The sequence below is a fragment of the Roseateles sp. genome (genome assembly GCF_049240545.1).
Taxonomy (GTDB): domain Bacteria; phylum Pseudomonadota; class Gammaproteobacteria; order Burkholderiales; family Burkholderiaceae_C; genus Paucibacter_A.
This window is the reverse complement of record NZ_JBMLSK010000271.1, coordinates 1-14,235: the sequence shown is the minus strand read 5'-3', so window position 1 is coordinate 14,235 and position 14,235 is coordinate 1. Positions and strand designations below refer to the sequence as shown.

10 protein-coding genes are annotated in these 14,235 nt (G+C 61.3%); 5 read left to right on the top strand and 5 right to left on the bottom strand.

The window, feature by feature from the left end:
* Positions 1–25 precede the first annotated feature (25 nt).
* Both ACOVRJ_RS17530 and ACOVRJ_RS17525 read left to right on the top strand, forming a co-directional pair.
* Positions 26–1,819, top strand: coding sequence for an acyl-CoA dehydrogenase (locus ACOVRJ_RS17530; RefSeq protein ID WP_422045123.1), 1,794 nt, complete (start codon positions 26–28; stop codon positions 1,817–1,819).
* A 29-nt stretch (positions 1,820–1,848) separates the two neighbouring features.
* Entirely contained in the window at positions 1,849–2,802 is a 954-nt protein-coding gene (locus ACOVRJ_RS17525; protein ID WP_422045122.1) for an NAD(P)H-dependent flavin oxidoreductase, read from the top strand.
* Between the two features lie 83 nt (positions 2,803–2,885).
* On the opposite strand, the gene ACOVRJ_RS17520 is transcribed toward ACOVRJ_RS17525, so the two are convergent.
* Together ACOVRJ_RS17520 and ACOVRJ_RS17515 are read right to left on the bottom strand one after the other, a co-directional pair.
* Entirely contained in the window at positions 2,886–4,394 is a 1,509-nt protein-coding gene (locus ACOVRJ_RS17520; RefSeq protein ID WP_422045121.1) for an alanine/glycine:cation symporter family protein, read from the bottom strand.
* A 316-nt stretch (positions 4,395–4,710) separates the two neighbouring features.
* Positions 4,711–5,901 carry an alkane 1-monooxygenase gene (locus tag ACOVRJ_RS17515; RefSeq protein WP_422045120.1) on the bottom strand — a complete coding sequence of 397 codons (1,191 nt, stop codon included), beginning with the start codon at positions 5,899–5,901 and terminating at the stop codon, positions 4,711–4,713.
* A gap of 93 nt (positions 5,902–5,994) precedes the next feature.
* Between ACOVRJ_RS17515 and ACOVRJ_RS17510 the strand changes: the two genes are divergently transcribed.
* Complete coding sequence (locus ACOVRJ_RS17510; protein WP_422045119.1) at positions 5,995–7,092, top strand: AraC family transcriptional regulator ligand-binding domain-containing protein; 1,098 nt, start codon at positions 5,995–5,997, stop codon at positions 7,090–7,092.
* Between the two features lie 42 nt (positions 7,093–7,134).
* Here the strand turns inward: ACOVRJ_RS17510 and ACOVRJ_RS17505 are convergent, their stop codons facing one another.
* From ACOVRJ_RS17505 to ACOVRJ_RS17495, 3 genes are read right to left on the bottom strand one after another with little or no spacing between them, the layout of a single operon-like run.
* Entirely contained in the window at positions 7,135–8,721 is a 1,587-nt protein-coding gene (locus ACOVRJ_RS17505; RefSeq protein WP_422045118.1) for an ABC transporter substrate-binding protein, read from the bottom strand.
* A gap of 51 nt (positions 8,722–8,772) precedes the next feature.
* Positions 8,773–9,147: a hypothetical protein gene (locus tag ACOVRJ_RS17500; protein ID WP_422045117.1), complete on the bottom strand. Its 375-nt coding sequence runs from the start codon at positions 9,145–9,147 to the stop codon at positions 8,773–8,775.
* A gap of 30 nt (positions 9,148–9,177) precedes the next feature.
* Positions 9,178–10,020 (bottom strand): 2OG-Fe(II) oxygenase family protein, encoded by an 843-nt coding sequence (locus tag ACOVRJ_RS17495; protein WP_422045116.1) that lies wholly within the window; start codon positions 10,018–10,020, stop codon positions 9,178–9,180.
* A gap of 394 nt (positions 10,021–10,414) precedes the next feature.
* Between ACOVRJ_RS17495 and ACOVRJ_RS17490 the strand changes: the two genes are divergently transcribed.
* Both ACOVRJ_RS17490 and ACOVRJ_RS17485 read left to right on the top strand, forming a co-directional pair.
* Positions 10,415–13,270: a 2-oxoglutarate dehydrogenase E1 component gene (locus ACOVRJ_RS17490; RefSeq protein WP_422045115.1), complete on the top strand. Its 2,856-nt coding sequence runs from the start codon at positions 10,415–10,417 to the stop codon at positions 13,268–13,270.
* 100 nt (positions 13,271–13,370) lie between these two features.
* Positions 13,371–14,235: 2-oxo acid dehydrogenase subunit E2 (locus ACOVRJ_RS17485; RefSeq protein ID WP_422045114.1), on the top strand; the 865-nt coding region annotated here is incomplete at its 3' end.

The following is a 14,235-nucleotide window of genomic DNA, read 5'->3' as shown; positions in this document are numbered from 1 at the left end:
GATTCGTATTGCTGGAGACATCACCATGACTTACCGCGCCCCCGTCAAAGACATGTTGTTCAATATGCAGGAGCTGGCTGGCCTGCAGTCGCTGACTGAGCAGATCCCTGCTTTTGCCGATTACGGCATCGACACCGCGCAGGCCGTGTTGGAGGAATGCGCCAAGCTCAATGAAGACGTGATCGCGCCCCTGAACTGGGAAGGCGACAAGAACCCCTCCTACTGGAAGGACGGCCAGGTCTTCACCACGCCCGGTTTTAAAGAAGCCTTCAAGCAGTTCGCCGAAGGCGGCTGGCAAGGTCTGCAACACCCCACCGAGTTCGGCGGCCAAGGCCTGCCCAAGATCATTGGCGCCGCCTGCGGCGAAATGATCAACAGCGCGAACGTCAGCTTCGCGCTGTGCCCGCTCTTGACCGATGGCGCGATCGAAGCGCTGCTGACCGCCGGCTCGGAAGAGCAGAAGAACACCTTCATCCCCAAGTTGGTCGATGGCAGCTGGACAGGCACCATGAACCTGACCGAGCCGCAAGCCGGTTCGGACCTGGCTCAGGTGCGCACCCGCGCCGAGCCGCAGCCTGACGGCACTTACAAAATCTTCGGCACCAAGATCTTCATCACCTACGGTGAGCACGATATGGCCGAGAACATCGTCCATCTGGTGCTGGCCCGTGTGGCCGGTGCGCCCGAGGGCGTCAAGGGCATCAGCCTGTTCCTCGTGCCCAAGTTCCTGGTGAATGCCGACGGCTCGCTGGGCGCACGCAATGATGCGCACTGCGTCTCCATCGAGCACAAGATGGGCATCAAGGCCAGCCCGACCGCTGTGCTGCAATTTGGTGACCATGGCGGTGCCATCGGCACGCTGATCGGCCAAGAAAACCGTGGCCTCGAGTACATGTTCATCATGATGAATGCGGCCCGCTTTGGCGTGGGCGTGCAGGGCATTGCGGTGGCCGATCGGGCCTACCAAAAGGCTGCGGCCTTCTCGCGCGATCGCATCCAGTCGCGTCCGGTGGACGGTTCGCTGCCCAGCAGCGGCGCCATCATTCACCACCCCGATGTGCGCCGCATGTTGATGACCATGCGCTCGCTGACCGAAGGCTGCCGCGCCATGGCCCTGGTGGGCGCCAGCGCCTACGACACCGCCCATCACCATGCCGATGCCGAGGTGCGCAAGCAGGCCCAGGCTTTCTATGAGTTCCTGGTGCCGCTGATCAAGGGCTACAGCACCGAGATGAGTTTGGAAGTGACCGATCTGGGCGTGCAAATCCACGGCGGCATGGGTTTCATTGAAGAAACCGGCGCGGCCCAGTACTACCGCGACGCCAAGATCCTGACCATTTACGAAGGCACAACCGCCATCCAGGCCAATGACCTGGTGGGCCGCAAAACCAGCCGTGATGGTGGCGAGTTCGCCCGCTCGGTGGCGGCCCTGGTCGAAGCGACCGAGGCTCAGTTGCTCACGCGCGGAAGCCCGGCCGCCTTGGCGGTGCACAAGCGCCTGAGCGCGGCGCGACAGGCCTACCTCGACGTGGTGGGCTTCATTGTGGCCAACGCACGCAGCAACCCCAATGCCGCGTATGCCGGCTCGGTGCCCTACCTGATGTTGGCTGGCAATTTGGTGGCCGGCTGGCAGCTGGCGCGCGCCTTGCTGGTGGCGGAAGACAAGTTGGCTGCGGGCGAAGACGCGGCCTTCATGAGCGCCAAGATCGCCACCGCTCGCTTCTACGCCGAACACATCCTGACGCGGAGCAGCAGCTTGCGCGATGCCATCGTGGACGGCGCCGACAGCGTCACCGCCATGGCCTTGGATGCTTTCTGAGCTCACTAAAAACTAGAACGGAGACTCTCGTGTCCTTGCCCCCGATTCTGCAAAACCTGCCGCTGCCCATCATCGGCTCGCCACTCTTCATCATCAGCAACCCCAAGCTGGTGATTGCCCAGTGCAAGGCCGGCGTGGTGGGTTCCATGCCAGCGTTGAACGCGCGCCCCGCCGAGTTGCTGGACGAGTGGCTGAATGAAATCACCACCGAGCTGGCGGTTTACAACAAGGCCAATCCAGACAAGCCGGCAGCGCCTTTTGCCATCAACCAGATCGTGCACAAGAGCAATGAGCGGCTCGAGCACGATATGGCGGTCTGCGCCAAGTACAAGGTGCCCATCATCATCACCTCGCTGGGTGCGCGTGAAGATGTCAACCAGGCGGTGCATGCCTGGGGCGGTGTGGTGCTGCACGACATCATCAACAACAAGTTCGCCAAAAAAGCGATCGAGAAGGGCGCGGACGGCTTGATCGCCGTGGCCGCTGGCGCTGGCGGCCACGCCGGTGTGAAGAGCCCTTTTGCCTTGATCCAGGAAATCCGCGAATGGTTTGATGGCCCGGTGGCTTTGTCGGGCTCCATCGCCAGCGGCGACGCGGTCTTGGCGGCCCAGGCCATGGGCGCTGACTTCGCCTACATCGGCTCGGCCTTCATTGCCACCGAAGAGGCGCGCGCATCGGACGCTTACAAGCAGATGATTGTGGACAGCAATAGCGATGACATCGTCTACAGCAATCTCTTCACTGGCGTGCACGGCAACTATCTGCGTGGCTCCATCGTCAATGCGGGCATGGACCCGGACAAGCTGCCCGAGAGCGACCCCAGCGCGATGAACTTTGGCGGCGATGCCAAGAAGGCCTGGAAGGACATCTGGGGCTGTGGCCAAGGCATTGGCGCGGTGCGCGAAGTGCTGCCGGCGGCGCAACTGGTGGCGCGCTTGGCGCGTGAGTACCAGGCCGCACGGGAACGCTTGTCGCTGCGCTGAACAGGAGAAGAGCAAGTCAAAAGGGGCGCCTTGTCGGCGCCCCTTTTTTCGCCTCTGACGCCCCGGCTTAGGGCGCCCCAAGTTCAAACCATCGCGGGCCGACTTGGTTTGACCTTGGGGTAGGGCTTCAGTGCGCCGGACTCGATCTTGGCCAGGAACTGCTTGTATTCAGCCTTGACCACCGGTGCCAGCAGATACACGCCGATCAAGTTGAAGATCGACATGGCGAAGATGGCGGCGTCTGAGAAGTTGATGACCGCGCCGAAATTGATCGAGGCGCCCACCACCACAAAGCTGCAGAACAGCAGCTTGAAGGTCGCATCGCTGAGCCGACTTTCGCCCAAGAGATAAGTCCAGGCCTTGAGACCGTAATAGCCCCAGCTGATCATGGTTGAAACCGCGAACACCACCACTGCCAGAGCCAGCGGATAACGGAACCAGGCAGCGGTCTCCTGGAAGGCAGCCGAGGTCAGTTCGATGCCGCTCAAGCCCGTGGGGTTGGGATAGGGGCCCATATTGATGCCGGCGATGGTGATCACCAAGGCGGTCATGGTGCAGATCACCACGGTGTCAATGAAGGGCTCCAGCAGGGCCACCAAGCCTTCGGTGACCGGCTCCTTGGTTTTAACCGCGCTGTGCGCGATGGCCGAAGAACCGACGCCGGCCTCATTCGAGAAGGTTGCACGCTTCAAGCCTTGGATCAAGGCGCCCAGAACGCCTCCGGCCACCCCTTCGGCACGAAATGCGCCGTCCAGGATGGAGGTTAAGGCTTGCGGGATACGCTCAAAGTTGACAATCAACACCGCCGCCGTGAGACCGATGTAGAGGAAAGCCATCCAGGGCACCAAGCGCGCGGTGACGGCGCCAATCTTGGGCATGCCGCCCAGCATGACCCCGAAGACCAGCAGCGCCAGGATCAACCCAACCACCCAGCCATAGCCTGTGGGGAGATCGAAAGTTTGAACAATCATCGCGTTGGCCTGATTGCCCTGGAACATATTGCCGCCGCCCAAGGCGCCCAGCACCGCCATCAGGGCAAAGCCCGCCGCCAGCAGCTTGCCCAGGCGGGGTAGACCCCGCTCAGCCAAGCCGTCACGCAGGTAGTACATCGGTCCGCCCGAGATGGCGCCAGAGGGCAGCACGGTGCGGTACTTGACGCCCAGCGTGCATTCGGTGAATTTGGTGGCCATGCCGAACAGGCCGACGATGATCATCCAGAAGGTGGCGCCCGGCCCGCCAATGGCTACGGCTACGCCGACGCCGGCCATATTGCCCAAGCCGACGGTGCCAGAGAGTGCGGTGGTCAGCGCTTGAAAGTGGCTGACCTCGCCGGGTTCGCGGTCCTTGGGGTTGCTGTAGCGGCCACGCACGATGTCCAGGGCCAGCTTGGCTTTGAACAGTTGCGGGAAACCGAAATAGACGCTGAAGACCATCGCCGCCAGCATCAGCCAGCCGGCAATCAAGGGGAACTGCGTACCTGCAATGGGTACCGAATAGAAGATCAGATCAACGAACCAGCCAAAGGTGTTGGCGAAGAAATGATCAACGGCTTGGTCAAAGCCTTGGGCCTGAGCCCAACTGGGTAAGCCCAAGCCGAGCAGGGCAATGAAGGCCGCGCTGCGACTTAGCCTAGCGCTGCCAGGGCGCGCTGGATCGGGTTGAAAGGTTTGCCCTTTGACAGGGACAAATGAGCTGCGCCTTTGGCGACAACTTTCGGGCATACGGACTCCTTGGTTGTTCGCACCATCAGTCTCGGTTCAACGCAGGGGGCGGCTGAGGGCACAAGGTCCGACGCAATACGCTATTTAGATATATCTAAAGTATTCCCGATCTTCAATCGTAGCAAGTGAAAGCGCCTGTCAATGGAGGCAGCTCTCTAAAAAGAGGGTGCCTGCATCTGCCAAGACTTCAATTTGAGCGCATCCCATAACGCGCGATCAGGGCGGCTCTTTTGCTGGATTCGAAGTTGATGCGCTGAGGGTCACGACCCACCACGGCCAGCAGGCGTTCGTCCATCACCTTGAACCACAGCGGCGGGATGTAGGCAATGCTGAACATGCCGAAGTAGCCGCTGGGCAGTTGCGGCAGGTTCTCAAAGTGGCGCAGCGATTGGTAGCGGCGCAGTGGGTGGGCGTGGTGATCCGAGTGACGCTGCAAGTGGAACACCGCCCAGTTCGAGAAGATGTGGTTGCTGTTCCAAGAGTGATGCGGCTGGCAGGGCTCGTAGCGGCCATTGGGCAGTTGCTGGCGCAGCAGTCCGTAGTGCTCGATGTAGTTGGCTGATGTCAGCTGGAAGTTGGCCCAGGACGCGGTCGCCAGAATGAAGGGCAAGACCTGAGGGCCCAGCCAAAGAACCAAGCTGCCCCAGAGGGCGATCGTGATCAGCGCGGGTTGCAGGATTTCGTTGTTCTTCAGCGACCACACCGGCAGGCCGGCCTTTTGCAGCCGGGTGCTTTCAAGCGCCCAGGCCCGTTTGAAAGCGCCCGGCATTTCGCGCAAGACAAAGCGGTAAATGGACTCCCCCATGCGCGAGGAGGCCGGGTCTAGCGGGGTGGCCACATCCCGGTGATGGCCGCGGTTATGTTCGATGTAGAAATGACCGTAGCCGGTGGTGGCGAGCACCAGCTTGGCCAACCAGCGCTCGAGTGCCGTCTGCTTGTGACCCAACTCATGGCCTAGATTGATACAAAAGCCGCCGACCGAGCCGGTGATGATGACCATGGCCAAGACGCCGTGCCAGGGCAAGTCATGCGTGGCCACGAACCAGACGCAGTAGATGAAGGCCAGCCAAAGAATGGGCACCAAGGCATAGGTGATGCGGCGGTAGTAGTGATCCGCGTCCAAGGCCGGTACCGCCGATTCGGGCGGATTGCTGCGATCGGTGCCCAAGAGCCAGTCGATCAGCGGCACGATGCCGTACAAGAACGCAACCGGTAGCCACAAGATTCGCGCGTCGCCGCTCCAACTCAGCAGGGCAGGCCCCAGCGTCACCGAAGCCGGCACCAGCAGGCTCATCAGCCAGGCATAGCGTTTGCGGTCGCGGTAGGGCGTGGCGGGGTCGGGTGAATGGGGGGCGGGCGATGGCATAGCGAGGCTCAAGATCTGTCTCCTGTTGTTGCTCGCAGTTTGGGCTTCAGGTCCCTTCGAAAACACCGAGGCAAGTGGCAAGCTTTCGTCATAAAGTGCCAAGTTATGACGCTCACTCGCCCAAGCCTCAGGTCCGCCAGTGCCGCCCTCGACGCGGGCGGACCTGGGGCTGCACAGGTTCACCCCACTTATGTGCGCCTGTTGTGCATGTTGTTGCGCAGTTTGGGGTCTGATGTGGAGGGCAGTTTGGCCTCGGCCGGCCTCACGTGGGAGGCGCTGTCGGTGCGCGAGCAGATGCTGAGCTTTGCTGTGGTTCAGCCGCTGGTGTTGGCGGCCGTGCAAGCCAGCCGCAGGCCTGCGCTCGGTCTGGATTTGGGTCAGACGGCGCAGATCTCGGCCCATGGTGCGCTGGGGTATTCGATGGTGGCGAGCCGTGATTTACGCCAAGCTTTGCAGACGGTGGCTCGATTCGCGAGCCTGCGCAACGGCTTGCTCCGCTTTGATTTGCAGGAGGACCAAGACTTGGCGGTCTTGCGAGTTCATGAGTGCTGCGACCTGGGTCAGGCGCGCGGCTTCGTGTTGGAGATGGTGCTTGGCACGGCGCTGCGTCTGATGGAGTCGGTGGTGGGCCACCGGGTACAGGGCTTGCAGCTGGATCTGCCGTTCGCAGAACCTGCTGACCCCGAATGGTTGGCACAACTGCGCCTGTGTTTTGATGGGGTGATCCGGTTTGATGCGCCCTTGCTGGCCTTTTATCTGACGCCGACGCTGCTGAGCTTGCCTTGTTTGACCGCCGATCCGCGTGCTTACGAGGCCGCCCGCCAGGACTGTGAACGCGAGCTTGCCCAGTCGCATAACGGCCAAGGACCGTGGGCCTTGCGGGTGCGTCAGATGCTGCTGCTGCGCCTCCCGGGTCAGGCATTCCCAGCCGCGGTGGAGGTCGCCGCGCACTGTCACGTGTCGGTGCGGACCTTGATCCGGCACCTGCGCGTCGAGGGTTGCAGTTATCAGTCGGTACTCGACGGGGTGCGCCAAGAGCAGGCGCTCTGCGCCCTCAGGCAGGGCCAGCAGTCGATGGAAGTGATTGCCGCAGAGTTGGGCTTTGAGGATACCTCCAACTTCAGCCGCACGGTGCGGCGCTGGTTCGGTCTGACGCCAACGGCTCTGCGCGAGCGACTGCGCGGGGAACGCCCGCTCCAATGAGAATGGCCACCCTAGGGTGGCCATTTTTGATTCAAGGCTTGCTTACTTGATGTTGGTCATCCGAGCTTCGGGTCGATCGTCCGAGCGATGGACGGTTTCCACATTGGCTCGCATAGCCCAGGGCCGCATCTGGTGATGCAGTGGAATGAAGAGGGTCTCATCGCGTACGCGGAGTAGCGCCTCTCGAACCATGGCATTGCGCTTGGCCACATCGACCTCGACCTTCATACCGTCGACCAGTTGGTCAAGCCTGGCATCGCTGAGTTTGGCGAAGTTGAAGTTGCCGTCGGCGCCGGTGGCCTTGGTGCGAGCCACGGCTTGCAGGAAGTACTGCGCGTCATAAGTGGCCACACCCCAACCCAGCATGAAGAGGGGCGCTTCAAAGCGTTGGAAGGTCAGACTGTGCTGAGCAAAAGGCAGGGCGGCCAGCTTGGCCTTGATGCCGATTCTGGCCCACATCGCCACCACGGCTTGGCAGACTTCTTCATCGTTGACGTAGCGGTTGTTCGGGCAATTCAGTGGGACTTCAAATCCGCTGGGGTAGCCGGCTTCCGCGAGCAACTTCTTGGCCTTCTCGGTGTCGGCCTTCAGCGGCGCGTCCAGTTCGGGCGTGTTGCCGTTGACACCCGGCGCCACCATCAGGCCGGCAGGGATGGACAGGCCCCGCATGATGGTGCGCTTGATGGCCTCGCGGTCAATCGCCACGCTCAGGGCCTCACGCACACGCTTGTCCTTGAAGGGGTTTTTGCCCTTCACATTGGAGCCCTGCAACTCATCGCTGCCTTGATCCATCACGAAGAAGATGGTGCGCACCTCGGGGCCTTCGATGACCTTGAGCTTGGGGTCGTTCTTGAGTCGGGCCACGTCCTGGGTGGGCAGGTCGGTCAGCATGTCGACATCCCCCGACAGCAGCGCGGCAACGCGGGTCGGGTCGGACTTGATCGGCAGATAGCTGACTTCGGTCACATTGCTGGCGTTCTTGGCGTCCCACCAGTCTTTATTGGCCACCATGCTGATCTTTTGATCCGGCTGCCAACTGGTGATTCTGTAGGGGCCGGTACCCATCACATTGCGGGAGGCGAAGTTGTCCTCCTTGGCTTTGTAATCTTGCACATTGGTGGTCTTGTTCTTTTCCGCCCAGGTCTTGCTCATGATGCGGAAGTCGATGATGTTGCGCAGCAGGATGGGGGTCGGGGCGCTGAGCATCACATCGATGGTGAAGTCATCGATCTTTTTGATCTCTTTGATGCCGGCCACATAGATTTGCATCGTGCCTTGCGGCTGGCTGATGCGGCCAAAGGTGAAGATCACATCATCGGCGGTGAAGGGCGAGCCGTCATGGAACTTGACCCCGCGGCGTAACTCAAAACGCACCTGGGTTGGTGAGATGTAGGTCCACTTGGTCGCCAGCGCTGGCTCGACTTGGTATTTCGCACTGTAGCGGGTCAGGCCTTCATAGGCGTGCATCAGAATCGCGTTGGTGGTCGCGTGGTTCTGTGAATGCGGGTCCATGGTCAAGATGTCATTCTGGGCCGCCCAGCGCAGGGAATTGGCTTGTGCGTTCAGGGCCGTGAGGCTCAATGTGACGCCTAAAGAAAGGGCCAGCGCTGTCAACTTGATTTTGTGCATCTTCATCCCTAGGGGTGTGGTCAGGTGGCGAAGATGCTAGCCCTTGTGCCTTCAAACCGATCTAGTGGCTTGCCCGGAGTCGGTAGGCTTGATCGGCTGCAGATCCGAGTCGCAGCCGATACCGGCCGCGATCCAGCGCCGACACGCTTTCGCGATCAGGCGAGAGAGCCCTTGGCTGAGTGCGCTGTGCCTGTTCCAGCCGAAGTAAGGCAGGGGCTCGATCAGCATGCCGCATACGTAACGCCCTTGCAGAACTGACCATTGCAGTGCTCGGCAGGCGCCGCGTCGTTTGCGGCTGATGAGTACACCAATCGGGCAAGGCTCGCTCAGGCAGCAGATGCCGCAGCCATTGCAAGCCGCTCCCTCGGCGGGTTTGCTCGGTGCATCCGGGTGGATGTGAATGACGGTGTCGGGCCGGGCGCGCATGCGCTCAATGTAGCCGGCCCGGAGACGGACTCAGTTCTTGACGCCCAACTCACGCAAGCGCTCTTGCAGATAGTCGTGCGCGGTGTAGCGATCCGACAGCACGACCTCATTGCGCGGGTGCAAGAACAGTGGCAATGAGATCCGGCTGCGTGTGGCGCCTTCGCCGCTGGGGTTGACCACCCGGTGCTGGGTAGAGGGGTAATAGCCTTGCGAGGCTTCTTGCAGCATGTCGCCGGTATTGATGATGAGCATGCCGAAGTCGCAGGGCACATCGATCCACGCGCCGTTCATGTCTTGCACCTGCAAGCCCGGCTCATTGGCGGCTGGCAAGATGGTGAGCAGATTGATGTCCCCATGGGCGGCGGCGCGCAGCGAGCCGGCGGGTTCCTGGCCGGTCAGTGGCGGATAGCGCAAGACGCGCAGCAGCGTTTGGCGGCTGTCTTTGATCATGTTCGACAGCGGTTCGCGGTAGTGCTGCGCAATTTCCGCCGGCGTGTACTGCTCCACCCAGCCCAAGAGTTGCTGGGCCAGAGCATTCGCCTGCTGGTAATAGGCCTGAGCATCGGCTTCCAAAGTCTTGGGGATGCGACCCCAGGGGTAGTAGTGGAAGTACTCCTTGATGTCCTTCAGTGCGGCGCCTTTGGCGGTCTCTGAGATCTCGGTGGAGAAATAGCCGTCTTGGGTTTCCTTGGAGAAAGCGAATTGATGCTTGTCCTCGGTATTGAAAAACGCCAACCAGTCGGCATAGATCTTCTCGACCAGCGTCTGCTGAATCGGGTGGTTGACCAGCACGCCAAAGCCGGTTTCGTGCAATGAGCGGGTGAATTGCTCGGCGGCATCTGCAGCCAAATAGTCGACGACGCGAACTTGCATGGGTGGGATCTCCTGATATGTCCCAAAGCCAAACCATTCAATCGCGGGGTTTGGCGTTCTGATGCCGAGTCTAGGTCAAGAGCATCGAGTTCGCAAACGTTTGCTGTTTGGCTTGACTAGGGTGACACTTGGTGGGCGACGCGGGGGATGTTGAAAATTTCCCTGTTGCCCGGACTCAGTTTTCGTGGCTTGCTACCGAAAAGTCCTCAGGTCGGCGGACTTGGCGAAACGGACAAGGGTGATAAAGTCCGCGCCTTGGAGACTTTAGTTCCTTCCCGTCCCCTTCGCTGACAACAGCTTAGGCGGGTCGCAATCCGCCAACCGGTCGAGCCGTAACGCGGAAGGTTTATCAACCAGCCAATTCCCTGGAAGCCGGGGCTAGAGGTGAGCGAAGATGATGCAGCAACACAGGTCAAATTCTTACCTGTTCGGGGGCAATGCCCCTTATGTCGAAGAGATGTACGAGGCCTACCTCGACAACCCGGGCTCCGTGCCTGACAACTGGCGTTCGTATTTCGACGCGCTCCAGCATGTACCGGCAACCGACGGCAGCGATGGCCGCGATGTGCCCCATGCCCCGGTGATCGAGTCTTTCGCTCAGCGCGCCAAGGCCAATGCTTTTGCCGCCAAGGCTTCTAGCGCCGACTTGGCCGTTGCACACAAGCAAGTGCATGTGCAAAGCCTGATCGCCGCCTACCGCTTCCTGGGCAACCGCTGGGCCGAACTCGATCCGCTCAAGCGCTCAGAGCGCCCCAAGATTCCTGAACTCGATCCGGCGTTTTACGACCTGACCGAGTCCGATATGGACATCAGCTTCTCGGCCTCCAACACCAACTTTGGTGGCGACACCATGAGCTTGCGTCAAATCGTGCAAGCCTTGCGCGAGACTTATTGCAGCTCGGTCGGTTCCGAGTTCATGCATTGCACCGACCCTGGCGAAAAGCGCTGGTGGCAAGAGCGCCTGGAAAAGGCCCGCGGCAAGCCCACCTTCACCGCCGAAGAAAAGCGCCACATTCTGGAGCGTCTGACCGCTGCCGAAGGCCTGGAACGCTATCTGCACACGAAGTACGTCGGCCAGAAGCGCTTCTCGCTGGAAGGTGGTGAGAGCTTCATCGCCGCCATGGACGAGCTGATCCAGCGCGCCGGCCAACGCGGCGTGCAAGAAATCGTCATCGGCATGGCCCACCGTGGCCGCTTGAACGTGCTGGTCAACACCCTGGGCAAGATGCCTGCCGACCTGTTCGCTGAGTTCGAACACAAGGCCACCGAAGATCTGCCGGCCGGTGACGTCAAGTACCACCAAGGCTTCAGCTCCGATGTGAGCACCAAGGGCGGCCCGGTGCACCTGTCGCTGTCCTTCAACCCTTCGCACCTGGAAATCGTCAACCCGGTGGTCGAGGGCAGCGTGCGCGCTCGCCAAGAGCGCCGCGGTGACAAGAACGGCAGCCAGGTTCTGCCCGTGCTGGTGCACGGCGACGCGGCCTTCGGTGGCCAGGGCGTGGTGCAAGAAACCTTGTGCATGGCCCAAACCCGCGGCTACGGCACCGGCGGTACCGTTCACATCGTCATCAACAACCAGATCGGTTTCACCACCAGCGATCCGCGCGATCTGCGTTCCACCGCTTACTGCTCGGACGTCGTCAAGATGATCGAAGCGCCGGTGCTGCACGTGAACGGTGATGACCCAGAAGCGGTGGTGTGGGCCATGCAACTGGCCATGGACTACCGCGCCGAGTTCCGCAAGGACGTGGTGCTGGACATCGTCTGCTTCCGCAAGCTGGGCCACAACGAGCAGGACACCCCCTCGCTGACCCAGCCGCTGATGTACAAGAAGATCGCGGCTCACCCCGGCACCCGCAAGGTCTATGCCGACAAGTTGGCCGCGCAAAACGTGGTCGATGCCGCCGGTTCGGATCAGATGATCAAGGCCTACCGCGCTGCCATGGACGAAGGCCGTCACACCGTCGATCCGGTGCTGACCAACTTCAAGAGCAAGTACGCCACCGACTGGTCGCCCTTCCTCGGCAAGAAGTGGACCGACAGCTGCGATACCGCGCTGCCTGTCTCTGAGTGGAAGCGCTTGGCTGACAAGCTGACCACGCTGCCCAAGGATCTGGTGGCCCACAACCTGGTGCAAAAGCTCTACGCCGATCGCGCTGCGATGGGCCGTGGCGAGATCAATGTGGACTGGGGCATGGGCGAGAGCATGGCTTTCGCGTCGTTGGTGGCCAGCGGCTACCCGATCCGCCTGTCGGGCGAAGATGCCGGCCGCGGCACCTTTACTCACCGTCACGCCGTCATTCACGACCAGAACCGGACCAACTGGGACGAGGGCGCCTACGTTCCGCTGCAGAACGTGGCCGAAGGTCAGGCTCCTTTCGTAGTGATTGACTCCATCCTCAGCGAAGAGGCGGTTTTGGGCTTCGAGTACGGCTATGCCGCTGCCGAGCCGAACACGCTGACGATCTGGGAAGCCCAGTTCGGCGACTTCGTCAACGGCGCCCAGGTGGTGATCGACCAGTTCATCGCTTCCGGCGAAGTGAAGTGGGGCCGCTCCAACGGCTTGGTGATGATGTTGCCGCACGGCTATGAAGGCCAAGGCCCTGAGCACAGCTCGGCGCGCCTGGAGCGCTTCATGCAGCTGGCCGCTGACAACAATATGCAGATCGTCCAGCCGACCACGGCCAGCCAGATCTTCCACGTTCTGCGTCGTCAAATGCTGCGCATGTTCCGCAAGCCTTTGGTGATCATGACGCCGAAGTCGCTGCTGCGTGCCAAGGACGCCACCTCGGCGCTGAGCGAATTCACCAAGGGTGAGTTCCGCACCGTCATCGGTGAACAGGATGCGGCTATCGCCGCCGACAAGGTCAAGCGCGTGATCGTCTGCTCGGGCAAGGTCTATTACGACCTGGTGCGCAAGCGCGAGGAAAAGAAGGCGACCGACGTGGCCATCATCCGCGTTGAGCAGCTCTATCCCTTCCCACACAAGGCTTTCGCCGCCGAGATCAAGAAGTACCCAGGCGCGACCGAGTTGGTCTGGTGCCAGGACGAGCCGCAGAACCAGGGCGCTTGGTTCTTCGTTCAGCACTATGTGCACGAGAACATGCTCGACGGCCAGAAGCTGGGCTATGCGGGTCGCCCCGCCTCGGCTTCGCCGGCTTGCGGCTATGCGGACCTGCACCAGGAGCAACAGAAGTCGCTGCTGGACCAGGCTTTCGGCAAGCTCAAGGGCTTCATCCTCAACAAGTAAGAACAGGGCGGCGCTGGAAGGCGCCGCTTTGTTCTCGGTCGTTTGATCGTCAGGCAATGAGCCCGATCAGCTCTCCGAACAAATAGAAAGTTAGAACATCATGGCAATCATCGAAGTCAAAGTCCCCCAGCTGTCTGAATCTGTGTCCGAAGGCACGCTCTTGACCTGGAAGAAGAAGCCTGGCCAAGCTGTGGCCATCGACGAGATCCTGGTTGAAATCGAGACCGACAAGGTCGTGTTGGAAGTGCCCGCGCCCAGCGCCGGTGTGATGGCCCAGATCATCAAGAACGATGGCGAAAGCGTGGCCAGCGAAGAAGTCATCGCCCGCATCGACACCGACGGCACGGCGCAAGTCAGCCCGCTGGAAGTCAAGGCCGTGGTCGCCGCTGCTCCCGCTGCTGCTGCCCCTGCCGCTGCCACTGGCGGTGCCAAGGGTGATGTCGCCATGCCGGCCGCCGCCAAGATCCTGGCCGAGAAGGGCTTGTCGGCCACCGATGTGGCCGGTTCCGGCAAGGACGGCCGCGTCACCAAGGGCGACGCTCTGGCCGCTGGCGCCAAGCCGGCTGCTGTGCCTGCACCGGTGGCCGTGGCTGCTGCGCCCTCGGTTGCCAAGCCGCTGCCCGCCGTGGCTGCGCCTGTCGCTCAGAACCTGGGTGACCGCCCAGAGCAGCGCGTGCCCATGACCCGTCTGCGCGCCCGCGTTGCCGAGCGTCTGCTGCAATCGCAAGCCACCAACGCCATCCTGACCACGTTCAATGAAGTGAACATGGCCCCGGTGATGGAAATGCGCAAGAAGTTCCAGGAAAAGTTCGAGAAGGAACACGGCGTCAAGCTGGGCTTCATGAGCTTCTTCGTCAAGGCTGCGGTTGCTGCCCTGAAGAAGTACCCGGTGCTGAACGCCTCGGTCGATGGCAATGACATCGTCTACCACGGCTACTTCGACATCGGTATCGCCGTCGGTTCGC